Annotated in this window: 19 protein-coding genes; 4 read left to right on the top strand and 15 right to left on the bottom strand. The window is 40.8% G+C overall.

Annotated elements, in window-relative coordinates; all coding sequences use genetic code 11:
* The first annotated feature begins 114 nt into the window (after positions 1-114).
* The 3 genes from AC1EKT_RS01515 to AC1EKT_RS01505 all read left to right on the top strand — a co-directional run bounded on the left by AC1EKT_RS01515 (position 115) and on the right by AC1EKT_RS01505 (position 2,351).
* The gene (locus tag AC1EKT_RS01515) at positions 115-420 is read left to right on the top strand and encodes a YhbY family RNA-binding protein (protein ID WP_004108863.1); all 306 of its coding nucleotides are present in this window, start codon (positions 115-117) and stop codon (positions 418-420) included.
* Positions 421-669: 249 nt separating this feature from the next.
* Entirely contained in the window at positions 670-1,167 is a 498-nt protein-coding gene (locus tag AC1EKT_RS01510; protein WP_415682955.1) for a hypothetical protein, read from the top strand.
* A 74-nt stretch (positions 1,168-1,241) separates the two neighbouring features.
* Positions 1,242-2,351 (top strand): hypothetical protein, encoded by a 1,110-nt coding sequence (locus tag AC1EKT_RS01505; protein WP_481615944.1) that lies wholly within the window; start codon positions 1,242-1,244, stop codon positions 2,349-2,351.
* 20 nt (positions 2,352-2,371) lie between these two features.
* Here the strand turns inward: AC1EKT_RS01505 and AC1EKT_RS01500 are convergent, their stop codons facing one another.
* The 6 genes from AC1EKT_RS01500 to AC1EKT_RS01475 form a co-directional block, all read right to left on the bottom strand.
* A complete protein-coding gene (locus tag AC1EKT_RS01500) occupies positions 2,372-2,890 on the bottom strand; it encodes a hypothetical protein (RefSeq protein WP_481615943.1) in 519 nt (172 codons plus the stop codon).
* Positions 2,891-3,064: 174 nt separating this feature from the next.
* On the bottom strand, positions 3,065-4,234 hold the full coding sequence (locus AC1EKT_RS01495; protein WP_415682952.1) for a hypothetical protein: 1,170 nt from the start codon (positions 4,232-4,234) through the stop codon (positions 3,065-3,067).
* Positions 4,221-5,615, bottom strand: a complete 1,395-nt coding sequence (locus tag AC1EKT_RS01490) for a replication-associated recombination protein A (RefSeq protein ID WP_415689796.1) — start codon at positions 5,613-5,615, stop codon at positions 4,221-4,223. The genes AC1EKT_RS01495 and AC1EKT_RS01490 overlap by 14 nt, the downstream gene beginning before the upstream one ends.
* A 93-nt stretch (positions 5,616-5,708) precedes the next feature.
* Positions 5,709-8,237 (bottom strand): DEAD/DEAH box helicase, encoded by a 2,529-nt coding sequence (locus AC1EKT_RS01485; protein WP_481615942.1) that lies wholly within the window; start codon positions 8,235-8,237, stop codon positions 5,709-5,711.
* A gap of 63 nt (positions 8,238-8,300) precedes the next feature.
* Positions 8,301-10,505 carry a bifunctional cytidylate kinase/GTPase Der gene (gene der, locus AC1EKT_RS01480; RefSeq protein ID WP_481615941.1) on the bottom strand — a complete coding sequence of 735 codons (2,205 nt, stop codon included), beginning with the start codon at positions 10,503-10,505 and terminating at the stop codon, positions 8,301-8,303.
* Entirely contained in the window at positions 10,502-11,275 is a 774-nt protein-coding gene (locus AC1EKT_RS01475; RefSeq protein WP_481615940.1) for a pseudouridine synthase, read from the bottom strand. Before AC1EKT_RS01475 ends, der begins: the two co-directional genes overlap by 4 nt.
* Positions 11,276-11,521: 246 nt before the next feature.
* On the opposite strand from AC1EKT_RS01475, the gene AC1EKT_RS01470 reads away from it, so the two are divergent.
* On the top strand, positions 11,522-12,523 hold the full coding sequence (locus AC1EKT_RS01470) for an MIP/aquaporin family protein (RefSeq protein ID WP_481615939.1): 1,002 nt from the start codon (positions 11,522-11,524) through the stop codon (positions 12,521-12,523).
* 2 nt (positions 12,524-12,525) lie between these two features.
* Here AC1EKT_RS01470 and AC1EKT_RS01465 read toward each other — a convergent pair whose 3' ends face one another.
* From AC1EKT_RS01465 to AC1EKT_RS01425, 9 genes are all read right to left on the bottom strand, one after another.
* Entirely contained in the window at positions 12,526-12,843 is a 318-nt protein-coding gene (locus AC1EKT_RS01465; RefSeq protein ID WP_421789844.1) for a DUF3017 domain-containing protein, read from the bottom strand.
* A 169-nt stretch (positions 12,844-13,012) separates the two neighbouring features.
* Entirely contained in the window at positions 13,013-14,683 is a 1,671-nt protein-coding gene (gene purH / locus AC1EKT_RS01460; RefSeq protein WP_481615938.1) for a bifunctional phosphoribosylaminoimidazolecarboxamide formyltransferase/IMP cyclohydrolase, read from the bottom strand.
* Positions 14,684-14,716: 33 nt separating this feature from the next.
* Positions 14,717-16,090 (bottom strand): cell division protein PerM, encoded by a 1,374-nt coding sequence (locus AC1EKT_RS01455; protein WP_481615937.1) that lies wholly within the window; start codon positions 16,088-16,090, stop codon positions 14,717-14,719.
* An 88-nt stretch (positions 16,091-16,178) separates the two neighbouring features.
* The gene (locus tag AC1EKT_RS01450) at positions 16,179-16,760 is read right to left on the bottom strand and encodes an adenine phosphoribosyltransferase (RefSeq protein WP_415682992.1); all 582 of its coding nucleotides are present in this window, start codon (positions 16,758-16,760) and stop codon (positions 16,179-16,181) included.
* A gap of 140 nt (positions 16,761-16,900) precedes the next feature.
* The gene (gene yajC, locus AC1EKT_RS01445; protein WP_415686814.1) at positions 16,901-17,299 is read right to left on the bottom strand and encodes a preprotein translocase subunit YajC; all 399 of its coding nucleotides are present in this window, start codon (positions 17,297-17,299) and stop codon (positions 16,901-16,903) included.
* Between the two features lie 59 nt (positions 17,300-17,358).
* Entirely contained in the window at positions 17,359-18,363 is a 1,005-nt protein-coding gene (ruvB, locus tag AC1EKT_RS01440; protein WP_415689858.1) for a Holliday junction branch migration DNA helicase RuvB, read from the bottom strand.
* Positions 18,364-18,457: 94 nt separating this feature from the next.
* Positions 18,458-19,087, bottom strand: a complete 630-nt coding sequence (gene ruvA / locus AC1EKT_RS01435) for a Holliday junction branch migration protein RuvA (protein WP_481615936.1) — start codon at positions 19,085-19,087, stop codon at positions 18,458-18,460.
* Between the two features lie 87 nt (positions 19,088-19,174).
* Positions 19,175-19,756, bottom strand: coding sequence for a crossover junction endodeoxyribonuclease RuvC (ruvC, locus tag AC1EKT_RS01430; RefSeq protein WP_004106546.1), 582 nt, complete (start codon positions 19,754-19,756; stop codon positions 19,175-19,177).
* Positions 19,757-19,762: 6 nt separating this feature from the next.
* Entirely contained in the window at positions 19,763-20,521 is a 759-nt protein-coding gene (locus tag AC1EKT_RS01425; protein WP_391495814.1) for a YebC/PmpR family DNA-binding transcriptional regulator, read from the bottom strand.
* Positions 20,522-20,547: the final 26 nt, after the last annotated feature.

Raw genomic sequence — 20,547 nt, 5'->3', positions numbered from 1 at the left:
AAATAAATTTGTATTATCACATGCAACAATTCGCAATATACTGTATAATCCGTTAAGCACTATGTAATTTAGGTAATATTTGCGTTATAAAACTTGCATTTGAAAGGACGCCTTATGGCATTGACAAAAAAGCAGATTAAGCAGCTTCGCGCGCTCGCTAATACGCTTAGCCCACTTTTATACGTTGGCAAGAACGATATTACTGATGCAGCTGTGAAACAAGCAGACGAAACCATGCAGTACCACGAGCTAATGAAGTGTGCTGTGCAAGATGGTTCCGGATTAAGTGCTAAAGAAGCTGCTGATGCACTTGCTCAAAAGCTCGGCGCCGAAGTCGTGCAAGTAATCGGCAATCGTTTTGTTTTGTTCCGCGTATCCCCATTAGACAGCGTTGAACACATTATGCTTGTGCGCGAATAGCGATTTATATTCACACGCCGTTAAAACTGTACACAAATGGGCTTCTCTAATTTGAGAGGTCCATTTTGCTTATGAGAAGCTATATAAATTACGCAATCAAGCCAAATATGCAGCATAATTTTCGTATGCATGTTTATCACTACATGCAATTAGAATCGAGTGTAAGAATTTCGCTTAAGAGAGATTGATTTATTCGAAAACTGAGTCAGCGATGCTTGGTTTGTATCATGCTTGAGATGGAGGTTTATTATGAGTAAGGCGAAAAGCTATTTTTGGGGATTCGTTGTTGTCGCCATATTAGCTGGTTTGTTCTATTGCGTTCAGCACAATCCTTCTTTTAGTGGCGTGCGTCACTTACTTAATATAAAACCAGATCTTAACGCTATTAGTGAAAAATGCCATTTACCAATAAAACGCAGCTACGCTCTCGGAGGAGATAATGCGATTATAAAAGTTGGAACTGGTGACAATTTTCAACAAGCCGCATCATGCGTACTTGATGAGTTTCCTTCTGCTGACGCAAATCACAAAAAATTAGAAAATATTCTTTACAAAAACGGCAACCCATTCGACATGAATGACGACAATCATATTTTTATCGTTAGTGACCCATGTTCTGTAATGATTTTCCCAACTACTGCTGGTGACGTTATGATTGTTGGAAATGCTAATAATCTTTCCAAGATAGACAACGGCTCACTCATGGCAGGCTTAATGAAAGACGTTTCTTCCAATTACGGTGAATGATTTACGCATAAAACGTAGGTTTTGCCAAAATATGATTAAACAGTTGCGACTTTGCGAAAGTAGAGATGTTGGGTATGAAAAAGAATAGCGATTTTCTGTATTATTGCGTATCAACCGTTGTGCTTATATGCTGGCTTACTGCTTGCGTTGTGTATACTCTTTTTGCTGCAGATACATTACAAAACAACGGATTTTCGCTAAAAAATTTTGCGAACAACAATGTTGCAACCACTCTAGTTGAGACAAAACCAAATAAGCCAGATAACGCTCTTGCTATGGTAGGTCGTGCCTATAAAGACGTGCTTGAAAATCTTCACGGAAAATACAAGTTCAAAAATGTTCCAGATTCTTTCGGGTATTACTACGATTTATGGGATTTTGATAATGATAAGATTCCAGAACTTATTGTGACTGCAAGAAAAAAAGTGGGTTTCGATATGCGTAAACCGCGCTTTACAAAAGTATTTTCTTTTGATGGTAAGAAAGTTGTTGAGTCGCAGTTAATAGAAGATTTAGAACCGCCTACCGCTAATGAATTTGGACAAACATTAACATACGACCATAATCACAACGGCATAATTGTATATCACTCAATGGAAGGACCTGAAGCTCATAGGAATACTTACAAACTTGCAAAAGATCATAAATTCAAATTAGTAAAAAGTGCCAATGACAATGAGGAAGATTACAGTAAGTTCGGCGACATTGATGCAACGTTTGTTGACGTTAAAAATCTTAAGCCTGTAGATGATCTCATTAATAATATGACTCTTAGTGAAAAAGAGAAGAAGCACAATCAGTATATTCAAGATTTACGAAATGATGGGTACACCATTCTTACCGGCAATGTTCAAGAAATGAATATTGACGAAGTAAAACGGACTGCACAGCCTAACGCGATTTTAGATGATTATACTTACTATTTTGATATGGCACATTTGATTTATACAATAAATATGCCTTACAAAACAATAATAACCGTTGTAGCCGATGGTAATGGATCAAAAGTTCCTGACACATTTGTTTATAATCGCTTCTTTATTAGCAATAAGATTAAGGAAGTCAAAGATTATGTCGGCAAGAAAATAACCATAGCTGTTAAACACTCTGTGACAATATGTCCTGTGCAAGAACCAAGTTACAATGACTATAATTACAACGAGTTAAAAATCATTACAGAATAAATGCAAACTGAAGTTTCATATTAATTAGCAGAATCATAATCATAATTTTCTGTGATATCTTTAGTTAGTTCTGCAGCAAGGGCATTCTTATCTATATTAATTGCACTTTTAATATCTCCAACCAGCATTAAACATCCTGCAAAGGTTGGTGTAATGCTTAATGAACATGAATCTCCATAAATAACGATATTATTATCTTCGCTAGAATCTGACGGATCGCCATTTTTATAAAGAATATTTTCTAATTTTTTCTGGTTTTCTTCAGCAGAAGGAAATTGATTGATAACGCAAGATGCAGCTTTTTGAAAATCTTTGCCAAATCCAACTTTGATTATTGCGTCAGTGTTTCTAAGAGCATGGCTACGTTTTATTGGTAAATTACATTTTTTACTAATTGCAATAAGATTTGGTTCTGTATTAGCGTTTTGACTAATAGTATTTGACGACGATGAAGAATTATTATTTTTGGAGAAACAAAAAATGCTAAATATTATAACGATAATAACAAGCACCCAAAAGTAACTTTTAGCTTTGCTCATAATAAACCTCCAGCTTAAGCAGTGATACAAAATAAGCATCGCTGACTCAGTTTTCGAATCAATCAATCTCTCTTAAGTGAAATTCTTACGTATGATTCTAGTTGCATGATGTGATAACGCGTAAAACTTAATGTACAGTCTTTCAATCATGGAGGTTAATTTTATAATAATGTGCTATTCGTCAATGATATGTACGTTACTAACTGTTGACTGCCCTGCCGGCAGTTCCAGCCAATTTGTTCCATCATCTCCAGCTTTAACAGCAATAGTAATTTTTTTGTTATTATATTTTTCAAACATATTGCTTTCGTTTGATTTAGAAACCTTCATAGTAACTAAAATATTATTAATGGAGTTGCGCGTTTGTCTTACTCCACAATCCATACCATTACAGTATCCTCCAACAGACATCTTTCTATCGAATGCTAATACTGTATAAATATTATCTTTGTTTTCCTCTCGAACACTATATTTACTGCCAGTATCACTTGGTGTAGTTCCAGGAAACTCATATGCTTCATCAGCATTTAATATTTTTACAGTTCCAGTAAATACTTGATAACCTTTTTCACGCCAAAGTTGAACAAGCTCATTATGCTTATGCTGAGCTTGAGTCAAGTTTTTGGCATTAATCATCATATTAATATCAGTAAAATCATCAACCGGCACAAAAGTTGGATGTAATAATTTACTTATCTCACCAGTACCAGGAACTGAATCGTATGTATCAGTTTTATCTAATGGATGTTGAACAATTGACCGAGTATGAGTAAAGTTGCCTTCATTCAGCTTATAAATTGTTTTACTCCACGGGAAAACATCAGGCGCATTTTTTTCAATAGCACGCAAAATTACAATTCCTTTATGATGAGGATCAAAATATATTGTCCCTGTATACTCATTTTTATCAAGATTCTTATCTATAATTTCTGGATATTTAACCAACTTGCCATTCTTAAATGAGAATACATGAATATACTTGTTAGAGTTAGTATTATATTCATTTGTCGCAATAACAATCATTTCTGGAATATTATCGTTGTCAATATCCCACAGATCATAATAATATTCGAAATCCTGTGGGAATTTATTTGAAACATACGAAGAAGTTTTAAGCACATTCTTGTACTCTTTGCCAGCTTGAGAAAGAATGTCATCTGCATTACGAGTATCTGGTTTTGCGATTGTGCTTATTATGCTATTGCTGGTAATACTTTTCAACGAAAATCCGTTGCTTTGTAAGGTATCTGCAGCAAAAAGAGTATACACAACGCAAGCAGTAAGCCAGCATATAAGCACAACGGTTGATACGAAATAATACAGAAAATCGCTATTCTTTTTCATACCCAGCATCTCTACTTTCATTAGATTCGTGAAGAATGGCACGAATTTGAGTTAAACGTTGCGAAATCTCATGCTCGTAGCCGCGATTCGACGGCTGATAGTATTCGCGACCAACTAGTTCATCTGGCATATACTGTTGCGATGCAACAGCACCCGGATAATCGTGAGCATACTTGTACCCGTCATGGTTTCCCCAACTTTTCATCAAAGCAGTCGGAGCGTTGCGCAAATGAAGAGGCACTTGACCAATATTTCCAGCATCAACGTCTTGCAAAGCCTTATTAATAGCGTTATAGCTTGCGTTTGATTTAGGAGCAGTTGCTACAGCAATCACAGCTTCAGAAAGAATAATGCGCGCTTCCGGCATGCCAATTAGAGCAACTGCTTGAGCCGCAGCAACAGTTACTTGCAAAATTTGCGGAGCTGCCATACCAACTTCTTCTGCAGCAGCAATCATAATTCGCCTTGCAATAAAACGCGGGTCTTCCCCAGCTCTAAGCATTCGCGCTAAATAATGCAAAGAAGCGTCAACATCACTTCCGCGCATCGACTTAATAAAAGCAGAAATCACATCGTAATGATCGTCGCCGTCTTTGTCGTAACGAACTGTAGTAGTATCCATTACGTTAGAAACAATATCAGCAGTAATTACAGGCTTCTTTTTGCCATGCTGTAACGCAACATCTCCTGTTACTGCTCCTGCAGCAGCCTCTAAAATGGTGAGAGTTTTGCGAGCGTCTCCCCCGCTTAAGCGAATAATAGAATCTATTGCGTCATCGTCGATTTTAAGCTGATTATTAAGACCGTTTTCGCTAGTTAGCGCACGTTCTATAAGCGTATGCAAATCTTCAACGCTAAGTGACTCAAGTTTAACAACTACCGATCTGCTAAGTAGCGGTTTAATGATTGAAAAGCTTGGGTTTTCGGTAGTAGCTCCAATAAAAGTTACGTCGCGATTTTCAACGCTTGGAAGCAAAGCATCTTGTTGAGATTTAGAAAAACGGTGAACTTCGTCAATAAACAGAACTGTTTCTTTACCTTGACTAACCAAACGCTCATGCGCGCGATCAAGTACCGCACGAACGTCTTTAACTCCAGAAGTTACAGCAGAAAGCTCTTCAAACACGCGACCAGACTGACGAGCAACAATATAAGCGAGCGTAGTTTTACCAACTCCCGGAGGACCAAACAACACAACAGAACTTGGAGCAGTAAGAGAACCTTTAGATTGCGGATTTGCAAGCCTGCGCAAAGGCGAACCTTCTTTTAGAGCATGCGACTGCCCTAGCACGTCTTCAATACTGCTCGGGCGCATACGCACTGCCAACGGACGAGTTACATCACTCGGCGCGCTACTTGCTGCAAATAAATCCTGCTCCATAAATACCAGCTTACACTACATATAGAACAAACGTTCGATTGCATTCTGCATTTTCATTCTGCATTTCGCATTCTGTTATCACATTTTTAAAAATCACACATGCGAAACTTGGTAATCGAAGAACACAACTTCGCCTTCGTCTTGAGTTGTATCTAAATCAACAACGCCAGTAATAGCCCAATTATGATCTCCGTCTGAATCGTCAATAATCTGCCGAACTTTCCACGAATGTTCACTCTTCTCAAGAGAATCATCCAAAATAAACAAGTCGCCGCTTCGAGCCTTGGCATCGATACCAACATACTCGTGCTCGTCGTAATAGTCGTCAAGCACATCATTCCACTCGTGAACGCCGTAACCCCAAGCCTTGTCAAGCTCTCCTAAAGTATCCGCATCTTCCAAATCCATAAGCTGCACGCGACGGAACATTGCGTTTCGAATCAACACAATAAGTCCACGACGATCCTCAACTACAGACTCAGAAGTTGAAGGCGCAGCCATAGTTACAGCGCTAGCTTCAGCATCCGATCCTCCTGCACTCTCCCACTCGTCAACAAGACTTGAATCAATAGAGCGCACAACAAGACGAAGCCACGAAATAATATCACGCAATTCTTCGTTAAGCATGTCTTCTGGCACAGTGCGAGCAAGCGAACGATAAGCGTCCGAAAGGTAACGAAGAAGCGTTCCCTCACTTCTAGCAATGCCATAACGAGAAATGTATCCAGTAAAATCAGAGGCGGTTTCAACCATGTCTCGAAGCACAGATTTAGGCTTTAGCCAGTAGTCGTTTGCCCACGGCACGTCCTTGCGATATTGCGCAAAAGCAGGAGCTAGCAAATCTTCAAGAGGCTTAGGATAGCTAACTTCAGCTAAGCGTTCCATGCGCTCCTCGTAATCAATGCCATCATCCTTCATACCAGCCATTGCAGCATCACGAGCCTTACGCTCTTGCGCACGAAGCACAGGCTTAGGGTCATCCAAAGTTGCTTCAACCATAGAAATTACGTCAAGTGCATAGCTTGGAGATTCTGGGTCTAGAAGTTCCAAAGCGGCAAGCAAGAATGGCGAAAGCGGCTGATCTAGAGCAAAACCCTCTGGCATAGCAACATCAAGATCATAGTCACAAGAACCGTCAGCGCGCTCTCTGCATTCAATAACTTGAGTATCGAGCAAAGTTTGGAAAATATCGTCGCAACGCTCAAGTAATTTTTCTTTATCTTGCGGCTTTTGTGCGCTATCTTCAATAAGTTTTTCAACGCGCGCTCTAGCATCTCCACCTTGCGTAACTTCGTTCAAAATCATTGAGTGAGTTACAACCATGTGAGGATTCAAAGTTTCTGGAGCGCTTTCAATAAGCTTAGTAAACGTTGGCTCACCCCAAACTACAAAGCCTTCTGGAGCCTTCTTACGCTTAACTTTTTTAAGCTTCTTAGGATCGTTTCCGGCTTTTGCAACAGCGCGCGCATTCTCAATCTCGAACTCTGGAGCCTCTGCAACTACTAAGCCTTCAGTATCAAATCCCATTCTGCCTGCACGCCCTGCAATTTGATGAAACTCACGAGCGCGAAGCTTGCGGCTACGATTCCCATCAAATTTTGTAAGAGCTGTAAGCACAACAGAATGAATTGGCACATTAATACCAACACCAAGAGTGTCTGTGCCACAAATAACTGGTAGCAGTCCTTGCTGTGCGAGCTGTTCGACGAGCCTACGGTAGCGCGGAAGCATGCCAGCATGATGTACGCCGACACCAGTGCGCAGTAGCCTTTGCAAAATTTTGCCGAAGCCTGTAGTAAATTTAGTGCCTTTAATCGCTTGAGCTATTTTGTCTCGCTGCTCTTTGCTTGAAACTCCAGTACTAGCGAGCGCTTGCGCTGTTTCGAGAGCTGCGTCTTGCGAAAAATGAACTACGTAGATTGGCGTTAAACCCTTGTTAAATAAGAGTTCTACAGTTGTTGCAAGCGGCTTATCTGTGTACTCGTATTCGAGTGGGATTGGTCTTGGAGCGTCTGCAATAATATCAACAGTTCTTTTTGTTGATTTTTCTAAGCGTTCCGCAATATCCGTTACATCTCCAAGAGTTGCGCTCATAAGTAAGAATTGCGTATTTGGAAGTGTAAGCAGCGGAACTTGCCAAGCCCATCCGCGCTCTGGATCACCATAGTAGTGGAATTCGTCCATTGCGACGCAATCGACTTCAGCGTTTGCGCCTTCACGCAGAGCTTGATTTGCTAAGATTTCCGCCGTGCAGCAGATTATTGGAGCATCCGCATTAATATGCGAGTCGCCTGTAATCATACCAACGTTGTCACGCCCAAAAATAGCTACTAAATCGAAGAATTTTTCGGATACAAGAGCTTTAATTGGCGCAGTATAGTAGGAGCGTCTGCCGGTGGCGAGCGCCGCGAAATGCATACCGAGCGCGACAAGCGACTTTCCAGAACCTGTTGGAGTGTTTAAAATGACGTGGTCTCCTGCAAGCAAATCCATAACGGATTCTTCTTGATGCGGCCACAAATCTACATGTTTGTTATCTTTAACCCAATCAACAAATGCTTGAAAAATCTCATCTTCGCTAGCATGATGCAAATCGAAAGCTAACTCGCCCAAACCAGCCATATACGCTCCTACTTTACTTAAGCTTTACTCGTGATTTTAATCGCAAATTTATTTACTCGCGTTTTATTTGCGCTTCTTCTTATCTCGTACTTTTACGGAGATTTGAATAGGAGTTCCCTCGAATCCAAATTCTTCTCGAAGCGATCGCTCAATAAAGCGACGGTATCCGTGCTCTAAGAAGCCAGTTGTGAATATTACGAAACGCGGAGGGCGCGTAGAAGCTTGCGTGGCAAATAAGATTCGCGCTTGCTTTCCGCCTCGCAAAGGATGCGGATGAGCAGACTGAATACGACCTAAGAAAGCATTGAGCTTGCCTGTAGGAATGCGCTTATCCCAGCTGTCTAAAGCTGTTCGCATAGCGCGCGCAAGACGATTCGTATGCCATCCTGTTTTTGCGGAAAGATTTACGCGCTCAGCCCAAGTTACGCGCTCAAACTCAGTTTTCCACAAGCGTTCCATGCGCTGTCTGGAAAATTCGTCCATCAAATCCCACTTGTTAAACACAAGTACGATTGCGCGACCTGCGTCTACCGCTTGGCTCATAACTTTCAAATCCTGCTCTGCAATCGGTTCGGAAGAATCGAAAAGAATCAAAGCAAGTTCAGAACGCTCAATCGCAGCTTGCGTACGAAGTGAAGAATAGTATTCAGCGCCCGTAAGTTTATGCTGTCTGCGCTTAATACCAGCAGTGTCAATAAACAGCCAGTCTTCTCCGTCAACTCGCACAACCTCATCAACAGGATCGCGAGTAGTTCCAGCCAAATCGTTTACAACAGAACGTTCTTCGTGAGCTAAATGATTCAAAAGCGAAGACTTACCAACGTTTGGACGACCTACTAAAGCAATTCTGCGAAGTCCTTGCGGAGTTAAGAATCCTGAAGTTTTATTCGCTTTCTTTAAAGAGTTAAGAGCCGCGTCAAGCAAATCTCCAACGCCTCTGCCGTGCATTGCAGAAATTCCGTAAGGCTCACCCATTCCGAGCTTCCAAAACTCTGCAGTCAAATACTCGCTTCTAGCGTCGTCAACCTTGTTAACTGCCAAAGTAATAGGCTTACCTGCAGCGCGAAGCATTGAAACAATACGCTCGTCTGTAGCTGTTAAACCAACTTGACCATCTACTAGGAAAATCACAGCATCGCTTAAACGCACTGCTACTTGCGCTTGCTGAGCAATAGAAGAATCTATTCCTTCAACATCTGCTTCCCAGCCGCCAGTGTCAACAAGCTTAAAGTTGGTTCCAGCCCACTCAGCGTCGTAGCTTACGCGATCTCTCGTAACGCCTGGAGTATCTTCTACAACAGCTACACGATGACCCAAAATACGATTTACAAGCGTTGATTTTCCAACGTTTGGTCGGCCTATAATGGCGATTACTCCAACAGCTTTAGAGTCTTTTGCATCGTCTTGATTTACTTCGTCGCCTCGAAGAAGCGCACGGTCTTCATCGTCAAGATCGTAACCTTCAAGATTAGCTGCATAGCGGTCGTACTCGTCCTGCTCGATAGCAGCATCAACCATTTCAACAAGAGCGTCGAGAGTCTGCTCAAAAGTTAAATCAGAATTATCGAGAGTTGTAACGCCATCTGCTGCTTGAAGAAAATGCGTAACTTTAGAATCTTTAGCGTCACGAGCGCGAATATCGTCTTCTTCAGATTCATTATTTTTAGATTCATTATTTTGCAAATTTTCTTGCGCAATATTCTGCTTGTTTCTGCGAGCTTGACGCACTTCTTCGCGTGCAGTAAGAAGCACTCGAACTTGCGCGTTAGGAGCTACAACAGTAGTAATATCGCGACCTTCTGCAACTATGCCCTCACCTTTAGAGAAAGAATCTTCAGCTGACTCTGAAGCAATATACGCGCGCTGAGCAGCAATAAGCATACGGCGAACTGCAGGAATTGAAGATACAGTAGACACATGCGAAGAAACTTCACTGGAACGCAATTCTTCGCTAATATCCTCACCTTCGACAGTCACTATAGGATTCTTAGGGTCAACGCTAAAGTCAGCGTCACTTTCAGTAAATAAGGCTCCAACAGCTTCAACAATTTGATTAAAGCGTTCAATATCTGCTGGATTTACAGGATTTCCTTCTTCATCCAATTCAAGCTGCGTGCTTAAATCAATACCTTTTTTCAAGCACCACCAAGCAGCAGCTCGATACATTGCACCCGTATCCAAATACGCAAAACCATAGTATTGCGCTAAAGCACGAGAAGTGGAAGATTTACCTACTCCTGCTGGTCCATCAATTGCTACACAAATCACAGGCCAACCTCCTTAGAAAGCGAGCGCACTTCTGTTTGAGAAAGCACGCGATACGATCCAGCTTTTAAGTCCCCCAATTTAATAGGACCAATTTGCGTACGAACAAGGCGCTTTACAGGGTATCCTACGGCTTCAAAAATCCTGCGCACAATACGATTTTTGCCAGAGTGCAAAACGACTTTTACAATAGTCGTGTCGTGATTCTGGTCGATTATTGCGCAACGGTCGAGCTTAATCCAACCATCTTCAAGATTTACGCCTTGCGAAACCAAGCGGCGGCAAACCATACCGTTTATTTTGCCTTCAACAGTTGCAATATAAGTTTTCTCAACCTCATACTTTGGGTGCATAACATGTTGGCTTAGCTCGCCATCGTTGGTCATTAAAATAAGACCTTCAGAATCGTAATCCAAGCGTCCCATGTGGAAAATTCGCTCGTACTTGTCTCCAACAATATCTCTTAAAGTAAAGCGACCTTTTGGATCGTCCATTGCGCTAAGAACTCGCTTAGGCTTATGCAATGCGAGCGTTACGAGCTTTGTGTTGAACTTTACGCGAGATCCATCAACGCGCACTTTTTGACGTTTTGGATCTACTCGAGTACCAAGTGTTGTAACCAATTCGTCGTCTACTTCAACACGCCCGTCAAGAATAATCTCTTCACACTTGCGTCTTGAACCAAATCCCGCTTCAGCAAGCAGCTTCTGCAGTCGAATGGCGTTGTTGTCATCTGAATGCGCCTGATTGGCGCGGGAATATGCGTTTGGCATCGTTCTCCCAACGTGACCTAAAGAATTACATACATACTTGCGCCAAAATTTACTTAAGAATGCGCAATATAAGCAATTCATTACTAATTAACTTACTAATTTATGTGGCAATTTATTAAATTTGTAATAAATCAAAAAACACCACGTTTTTCTATGTTACCGTATGGCATAGCCGTGATAGTATAGCCTAGGTTTCATTGTGTTGCAATCATTAACGAAGCAGCACAACTAAAATTAAGGAAAGTTATGATTAAAACAACAGATACAACGTGCGACACAACTAAAACTGCTGCACCACTTATTGTTCGTATTGGTACCGAATTTATTGCTACAGCTTTAGTAATGTTCGTTATTTACACTTTTTATCCTCTCAATATATTTATGTCCGGAATCAACGTTTTCATGATTGCTGTCGGCACTGGTCTCGCTTATGCTGCAGCAACACATATTGCGTCTAAAGTTTCTGGAGGTCATCTTAATCCTGCTATAACAATTGCTTCAATGCTTACTGGACGCACTTCATATGTTTCAGGATTATGCTACATTGTTGCACAAGTTTTTGGTGCTATTGCAGCTGCAAAACTATTTCTTCTTACTATTCCTCAGCAGGATTCAGGCGTCGATCCGTCGCAATTTGATCAAATGTCAGGTTTTGACAAAAAATATTGGTTTATGCCATTAGTAAACGGGTTTGGAAAAGGATCTATTTCCGCATCTAAATTAAAAGGAATGAATTTATCTTTCGGAATAGTATCTGCATTATTAGTTGAAGTTATTGCTGTTATTTTGATTGTTGCCGCTGCATTGCGTAGCACAGACAATAAAGGTAATACTAAATGCGGTTATGCAACACACATCGGTATTGCATACGCAGTTGGCACTTTAATTACATACATGATCACAGGAGCTGGCTTGAATCCTGCTCGTTCTACAGGTATTGCAATATTCGCAAACTCTTATGATTTGGATGTTAAGCCATTAAGTCAATTGTGGGTATTCTGGGTTGCTCCAATTTTTGCTGCAGCGATTGTTAGCTTAGTTTCGCTATTGACAAAATTCCTTTCAAACTCTGCACAAAAACTTGCTGTATCGAATGAAACAAATTCCGAACCAGCACAAAAATCTGCAGATGCAAAAGCAGAGACAAAAGCAGATGCAAAAACAGACACTCCTGCAGTGTCAGATATGAGCTATGAGTATGTTCAAGACGCATCTGACGATAATGTTGCAAACAATCTTCAAAAATAAAGTTATAGCAAAAATATAATTGAAGCATATGTTATGAGCAAACCTATGCCAAGCGTAATACTTATGAAAGAATCAAAGCCAACAGAGCGAACTTTCCAAGGACTACTCTGACGCATAATTAAGCGCATAACGCCTAGAAGTACAGCCGCCACAGAAATAATAATTGTGGCGGCTTTTACATATCCTACGAATGCCAATAATGCGCAAAATGCAACAATAACTGCTACAATCCACTCAGCATAAGGCTTACCCTCACGTTTTTCCGACACATACGGATGTTCCGATTTAGCGCTTTTAGTCTGATGCTCATTATCTGTCATACTTGTATCATACCTGCTTAGCGATAAGAAAACATAAGCTGATTTATTTATTAAAGCAAAAATGCAGCGCTTGAAATACTCAAACGCTGCATTCATAGTATTTATTGATTCATTGATTCATTGATTCATTTATGAATTTATGAATTTATGAATTTTAGATAAAGCGATTTTAGTGGAAGAAGTGACGAGTTCCGGTAGTGTACATAGTTACGCCAGCTTTACGAGCCGCTTCGAACACTTCCTCATCGCGAATAGAGCCACCAGGTTGCACGATTGCACGAACACCAGCTTCAATAAGAATCTGCGGACCGTCAGCAAATGGGAAGAAAGCATCCGAAGCTGCAACAGATCTGCGAGCACGCTCAACGCCATCAGCCAAAGTATTCGCACGTTCAACAGCTAAATGGCATGAATCCACGCGATTAACCTGACCCATTCCAATGCCAACAGTAGCATTGTCGTGCGCAAGTAGAATTGCGTTAGACTTTACGCAACGAAGCGAACGCCACGCGAATTGCAAGTCGCGCAAAGTGTCAGCATCAGCAGCTTCTCCAGAAACAAGCGTCCAGTTTTCAGGATTATCGCCAAAAGCATCAATCTTATCTGCAGATTGAACTAAAGCACCACCGTCAATAGGATGAACTTGCAAATCCAAAACTGGCGGAGTTGCAACCTTTAAAATACGAAGATTCTTTTTCTTAGTGCGAAGCAATTCCAAAGCTTCAGGCTCATAGTCTGGAGCCACAATAACTTCCGTGAAAATTGGGCGCACGCTTTCTGCCATTTCCAAAGTGACTGTAGTGTTTGCAGCAATCACACCGCCGTAAGCACTTACAGGATCGCAAGCGTGAGCTTTTTTGTGCGCTTCTGCTGCAGTTGCGCCTATTGCCAATCCGCAAGGATTATTATGCTTGCAAACAGCAACTGCAATTTGTGGAGCAAAATCCCAAACCGCACGCCAAGCAGCGTCCGCATCTACGTAATTGTTGTAGCTCATAGGTTTTCCGCCAAGAAGCTCAGCCTGAGCCAAACCACCCTTATGCAAAGGATCTAAATACAATCCTGCTTGCTGATGAGGATTCTCACCATATCGAAGCGTATGCTCTAAACTCCAAGTGCGCGTGTAGTTTGCAGGAAGCTCCACAACTACAGCATTTTGACTATCCTCTTCATCATTTGTGTTCAAACTTTCAGGCTTCTGCCATGCTTTACTTGTCCACTCAGATATAGAAGCATCGTAAGCTGCAGTATGAGCAAATGCTTTACCAGCCAAATATTCGCGCTCTTGCAAATTAAAGCCTTCACCTGAAACGATTCTATTAGCTAAAAGCTGGTAATCTGCAGGATCTGTAATAACGGCAACAGACTTATGATTCTTTGCTGCAGCACGAATCATAGAAGGTCCACCAATATCAATTTTTTCAATAATTGCGTCACTATCAGCACCGCTCATTACAGTGTCTACGAACGGATACAAATTAACTACTACAGCATCAAACGGCTTTATGTTTAACTTTTCAAGTTGCGTCACATGATCAGCATTACTCATATCTGCAAGAATTCCAGCGTGAATATGCGGATCTAAAGTCTTCACCCTTCCATCAAGACTTTCTGGGAAACCAGTAACGTCAGAAACTTCAGTAACATGAACGCCAAGTTCCGCCAATTTAGCAGCAGTAGAGCCGGTTGAAACTACTTCAGTATCAGCCTTTCTAAAAGCTTCAGCTAATATTTCAAGTCCTTCTTTATGAAAAACTGAAACAAGAACTCTACGAATTTGCCTTTCACCTGTGGTTATCAGCACATTTGCGTTTGATTCTTTGCTCTGTGTCTGTTGCACGGCGGCCTTCCTTCCCAAAATAGTAGTGAGGAATTATTTTCTTTTAGCCTTCGATGAAACCGTCCTAGGAGCGGCTTTTTTCAAAGGCAAAGGTTGATTATTTTTATTACTAGTCTTATTTTCGATTAATTTTGCAGATTTTACAGGCTTATTCGACTTAGTAGCAGCAATAAGATTTAAGCAATATCTCGCACCACAAATAAGTAGAATACTAAAAATTGAAATAACTAATGCTACAGCAGAAGCATATAGTGTAAGATGGCCAACAGCTCTAGTACTTTCAATAATGTCAACTCCAATATAAGAAAGTCGACATTCACCTAATGAACCATTTGCTATTGAGAAAACAACAGTCCACATAATTGTAATTAAAGCGGATACGCCAACACTATCAGTTGCAGCTTCTATAACGTTCAACATAAAAGACTCACGCTCGGTTTTGTCAATAATATTTTTTAAACGCAAGCCACAGCCGCTTTTATGCAATAAAGTTACAAGCATTACAATAAAGCATAAAGTTGGAACTATATAGTAAAAAACAGTGCGATGCACAACGTCAATAACAGCATCAGGAAATATTCCAAAAACCGGAATAGGCGGCAAAGATTTACGCTGAGAAACTGTTAAAGTAAATTGTGCAACAGATCCAATATTAAATCCAGATCCACAAATCCAAGATAATGCCCAAATAGCAACATTCGGCAGCCAAACTAAGCAAGCAATAGTTGTAAGAATACGCGAACCATTTTGCATGCCTAGTTTATTGAAATATGAATTAACATAACCAAAATTTGTGCAAGCCCAAACCACAACAGTTATTAACGCAACAAAAGCATATAAACCGAACAAAATTACCGCAGTTCGCTTAGTAATACGAATATTTTTTTGAATATACTCAGGACAGATTTGCTTATAACGCTGCTTAGCAGATACAAACAGTGAGCTGCTTGGGAAAACCGCTATAAGTAGAGAAATTAAATAAACACAAGAAGATTTACAAGCAACAATAAAAGTAGAATCAAGTAAAGTAACATGCGTATTTTGAGAAAGTATAGCATTAATAGCAGCCCAGACTACAAGCCCAGTAAAATACGCTATATTCCCACCTTTAATACGACGAATTAAGCATACAAGCGTTGAAATAAGCAGAAAAGTAAGACCTAAAGGAATAATCGTAAGAATGCAATTTCCAAAGGTAAGACCCACGCCTTGAGCAAACATAAACACAGCCCAAGTCATAGACATTGCAGATTCAGAAAGATTACCTGTTCCTTCTTCGATAGAAACCACAAGAAGTGTGAGAGATAAGAAAAGACCTATTGTAAGAGAAAAAATAAAAATAACAATAACAGGAGTTATTACACCTTTAGACATGTTTATTAAGGATGACTTAAGCTTTTCAACCATGCCTTTTCCTTTCAATCTTTTAGGTGCAAAACCAATATATTGCTTTAAATAGGATATTACTTTAATAATAAGCGATAATAATAAACTTTTAAGCTGGCATAGTAATTAAACTGCTGCAAGGATAATCGCATAATTCACTCATTCCACTAATACCAGTAAGTTCAATAACAAAACTAAAACCTGCAACTATTCCCTGAGCGCGCTTGACAATATTTGCGGCAGCTTTTGCAGTGCCTCCAGTTGCAATAAGATCGTCAACAATAAGCACACGTTGACCTGGCTTAATAGCATCGCTTTCAATTTCAATACTTGCCTGACCATACTCAAGCATGTATGACTCAGTAATAACTGGAGGAGGTAGCTTACCAGCTTTACGAATAGCAAGAAAACCTTTGCCTAACCTAGATGCCAATAATGGTCCAAAAAGAAAACCTCGAGCTTCAAGCCCAGCAATCAAATCAATTGAATCAGCCGGCACAGGCAATGCCTCAATCAAAGAATCAATAAGAATTCGCGAAGAGCGCTCATTTGAAAATATAGGAAGAAAATCACGGAATATAATACTAGGATTTGGGAATCCTGGAACGGTACGAATCAAAGAAGCAAGATAAGCGGCATCATCGTTGCTTACTGTTTTCAACGTTTTCACTGTAATATCCGTTGCTGTCATAATCCTAACGTTCTTTTCTTCACAAGACTTGTTATTGGAATATGGAAAGAATGTCACATATTCGCGTGATGCGTGAGACATGTGCTGACTCACACATCACGACTTAAGTATTAAATTATAAATTTATGAGATAAAAGTTATTACTTTTCAGATTCTGCAGATTCTGATACTGGCTCGTTATTTTCGTTTACAGATTTATTTGCATCATCTTGCTTAGCTTCTTCAGCTTGTGCAGCTTCTGCTTCTTCATCGCTAATAAATGCTGGACGCACATACAATCTGTTTACAGCGCGGAAAGATACTCGCATCAAGCTACCTTCTGAATCGATAACAATCTCTTCATATTGAGTATCTACGCTTACAATCTTTCCGATAATACCGCCGATTGTAATAATTTCAGTGCCTGGTTCCAAAGATTCATGGAATGAACGCATTTCAGCTTGACGCTTCTTAGCATTGCGAGTTTGGAACATCATCATGCAAACCATTGCTACAACGAGAATAATAAGCATGCCATACTGCTGGAAAAATTGAGGCAAAGTAAACTCCTTAAGTATCCAACCCTAAGACGGTCGAAATGCCGTCCAAGTTAATTATTTTAAGCTAGCTCACTGACATTACTAGGCTCTTTAAAGCCCAAATGTTTCCAAGCTTTACTAGTTGCAACACGACCTTTAGGAGTGCGAATTAAGAATCCTTCACGCACTAAATATGGTTCACACACTGTTTCAACAGTTTCAGATTCTTCACCAACCATTGCAGCTAGATTATTAAGACCAACCGGTCCACCGTTAAACTGACAAACCATAGCCTTCAAAACTGCAATATCAAGTCGATCAAGACCTTGCGTATCAATTTGATACAATGCTAAAGCTTCAACAACAGCATCTTGATTTACTTCTGACAAATCATGCACAATAGCCCAATCTCTGACACGTCTTAACAAACGATTCGCTATACGAGGAGTGCCACGAGAGCGCAATGATAGTTCTTTAGCAGCTTGATCGACAAGACAAATCCCTAAGACTTTAGCAGATCGCTCAATAAGTTTTTCAAGCTCTTCGTGAGGATAAAAATCAAGATGAGCAGTAAAACCAAAACGAGCGCGCAATGGAGAAGGCAACATTCCTTCCCTAGTGGTAGCTCCAACTACAGTAAAACGAGGAAGAGTTAGCGGTATTGATGAGGCACCAGGACCTTTACCAACCATGACGTCAACGCGAAAATCTTCCATAGCAATATAAAGCAACTCTTCTGCAGCACGAGGCAAACGATGAATTTCGTCAATAAACAACACTTCACCTGCGTCAAGTGCGCTTAGTATAGAAGCTAAATCTCCAGCATGCTGGATAGCAGGACCTGAAGTAATTCGAATAGGAACTTGCAATTCATTAGCAACAATCATTGCTAATGTAGTTTTTCCTAATCCAGGAGGGCCAGCCAATAACATATGGTCAGGCGCAACATCACGCTTTTTAGCAGCATCTAAAAACAGTTGCAATTGCGCTTTTAAAACTGGTTGACCGATAAAACCTTCTAATGCGTGAGGACGAAGCTCCTCATCACTGAGTTGCTCATTTCCTAAAGGCGTTGAAGAAACCATGCGTAAGGATTCTTCAGCAACACCAGTATTTAGCGCAGAAGTATACTCTTCACTCACTTCAACTCCCCCAATACTAGATTCTTTACAAACATGATTATCTACCCCTATCAAGTGAAGCTAATGCCATTCGTAAAACATTAGGCAAATCTGCATCAGATATAGGAGTTGAAATATTATTCTCTGCACAAACTTGCTCAACTGCTCTTTGAGCGTCAACTTGTCTCCAACCCAATGAAACAAGACCCTCTATTACGCATTGCACGCTAGAATCAACAATCTGCTTATTAGATTGAGCCGAATCATTAGAACTATCTGCCAGTATTGAAGGATCAAGAGAACCCTTCAATTCCAAAATAATCTTCTGCGCACCCTTTTTCCCTAAACCAGGCGCAGAAGAAAGAGAAGTTACATCTCCCTCAGAAATAGCTTGTAAAAGACGATCAACATTCAAAGTTGAAAGCATAGAAAGAGCAACTTTAGGACCGATTCCACTAACTTTTTGCACTTGCAAAAACATTCGTTTAGCAGCTTGAGTTGTAAAACCATAAAGAGTTAAAGCATCTTGCGAAACTTGAAGCGACGTATAAACGCAAACTTCCTGCCCTTCATGCAAAGAAGACAAATCTTGAGAAGGCATATAAGTTTCGTAGCCAACTCCAGAAACAACAATAAGAGCAGAACGAGCATCAATTGACGCAACTTGCCCAACAAGCATTCCAATCATAAGCTCACTCCCACTTAACAAAAACTCATAGCTTAAAGCACATAAAGTCAAATACAATTATAATAGAACATCTGTTCTATTGATATCCTACATGTCTCGAACGACAGAAGAAGATTTACGCGCCTGAGCTTGAGCTAATGCCCACTGTTTCTGCGCAGCAGTTAGATGTTGCTCGCGCTCGCCACCTTGTAAAGCACCAGAAGGACGAAGAGCATGACAAATAGCTTGAGCTAAAGCGTCGGCAGCATCAGCAGGAGTAGGCAAAACATTAAGACCAAGTAGTCGCGCTACCATGCGCTCTACTTGAGGTTTTTGAGCTTTTCCGTTTCCAGCTACAGCAAGTTTAACTTCAGTAGGAGTGTGTAAAGCAACAGGAATATTGCGCTGAGCTGCAGCAAGCATTGCGATACCAGCAACCTGTGCAGTGCCAAGAACAGTATTTCGATTTTCTTGCGCAAAAACACGTTCGATAGACACAGTATCAGGCGAAAAACGCTCAATTTTTTCAACTAATCCGTTATAAATCTTTAAAAGTCGCAAATCTTGCGAAAGATCAGGCTCAGACCTCAACACATCGACGTGAATAAAAGAAAGCCGACGAGATACGCCGGCTTCAATCACGCCGACCCCGCAGCGAGTAAGCCCGGGGTCAACGCCCAAAATCATCATAGGAGATTATTCATCTTCCTCAAGCTGAGCCATAACTTCATCTGAAGCGGTCCAGTTGCTGTAGATATTCTGAACATCATCCAAGTCATCGAGATTATCGATTAAGCGAGAGACCTTTTGAGCATCTTCTAAGCTTAATTCAACCTCATTATTTGGATGCATAATGATATCTGCAGAATCATAGTCGAAACCAGCTTCCTGCAAAGCCTTACGCACAGTTACCAAATCACTGGAATTGGTGTAAACAGAATAAACATCACCATCATCAGCAACATCTTCAGCTCCAGCTTCAGCTGCAACTTCGAAAAGCTTATCGTAGTCAACACCTTCGGATGGAACTTCAATCAAACCTTTACGCTCGAAGTTAAAGCTCACAGAACCGCTTGTTGCCAAAGAACCGTTGCCCTTAGTAAGAGTTGAACGCACATCAGCAGCAGCACGATTGCGGTTATCAGTAAGGCATTCAATAATCAATCCAACACCTGCAGGAGCGTAACCTTCGTAAACAATCTCTTCGTAGTTTGCGCCGCCAGCTTCTTCACCAGAACCACGCTTTACAGCGCGCTTGATGTTGTCAGCAGGCATGGAAGCCTTCTTAGCTTTAACGATGGCATCGTACAACGTTGGATTACCATCAGGATCGCCACCACCCAAACGTGCAGCAATTTCAATGTTCTTAATAAGCTTGGCAAAAAGCTTGCCACGCTTTGCGTCGATAGCGGCCTTCTTGTGCTTTGTAGTCGCCCACTTGGAATGACCTGACATGATACTCCTAAAACGTACAGTTAATC

The sequence above is a fragment of the Bifidobacterium sp. C0047B3 genome, from assembly GCF_056590535.1.
Note: the sequence above shows the minus strand (reverse complement) of the source record. Positions and strands in the feature narration are given on the sequence as shown.

Coding starts and splice junctions, on each gene's coding strand:
- AC1EKT_RS01425 (WP_391495814.1), bottom strand. CDS start 20,521: ATGTCAGGTCATTCCAAGTGGGCGACTACAAAGCACAAGAAGGCCGCT.
- AC1EKT_RS01465 (WP_421789844.1), bottom strand. CDS start 12,843: ATGACAGATAATGAGCATCAGACTAAAAGCGCTAAATCGGAACATCCG.
- AC1EKT_RS01455 (WP_481615937.1), bottom strand. CDS start 16,090: ATGGTTGAAAAGCTTAAGTCATCCTTAATAAACATGTCTAAAGGTGTA.
- AC1EKT_RS01475 (WP_481615940.1), bottom strand. CDS start 11,275: ATGCCAAACGCATATTCCCGCGCCAATCAGGCGCATTCAGATGACAAC.
- ruvB (WP_415689858.1), bottom strand. CDS start 18,363: ATGGTTTCTTCAACGCCTTTAGGAAATGAGCAACTCAGTGATGAGGAG.
- AC1EKT_RS01485 (WP_481615942.1), bottom strand. CDS start 8,237: ATGGCTGGTTTGGGCGAGTTAGCTTTCGATTTGCATCATGCTAGCGAA.
- AC1EKT_RS01510 (WP_415682955.1), top strand. CDS start 670: ATGAGTAAGGCGAAAAGCTATTTTTGGGGATTCGTTGTTGTCGCCATA.
- AC1EKT_RS01490 (WP_415689796.1), bottom strand. CDS start 5,615: ATGGAGCAGGATTTATTTGCAGCAAGTAGCGCGCCGAGTGATGTAACT.
- ruvA (WP_481615936.1), bottom strand. CDS start 19,087: ATGATTGGAATGCTTGTTGGGCAAGTTGCGTCAATTGATGCTCGTTCT.
- ruvC (WP_004106546.1), bottom strand. CDS start 19,756: ATGATGATTTTGGGCGTTGACCCCGGGCTTACTCGCTGCGGGGTCGGC.
- AC1EKT_RS01515 (WP_004108863.1), top strand. CDS start 115: ATGGCATTGACAAAAAAGCAGATTAAGCAGCTTCGCGCGCTCGCTAAT.
- AC1EKT_RS01505 (WP_481615944.1), top strand. CDS start 1,242: ATGAAAAAGAATAGCGATTTTCTGTATTATTGCGTATCAACCGTTGTG.
- AC1EKT_RS01500 (WP_481615943.1), bottom strand. CDS start 2,890: ATGAGCAAAGCTAAAAGTTACTTTTGGGTGCTTGTTATTATCGTTATA.
- AC1EKT_RS01470 (WP_481615939.1), top strand. CDS start 11,522: ATGATTAAAACAACAGATACAACGTGCGACACAACTAAAACTGCTGCA.
- AC1EKT_RS01495 (WP_415682952.1), bottom strand. CDS start 4,234: ATGAAAAAGAATAGCGATTTTCTGTATTATTTCGTATCAACCGTTGTG.
- AC1EKT_RS01450 (WP_415682992.1), bottom strand. CDS start 16,760: ATGACAGCAACGGATATTACAGTGAAAACGTTGAAAACAGTAAGCAAC.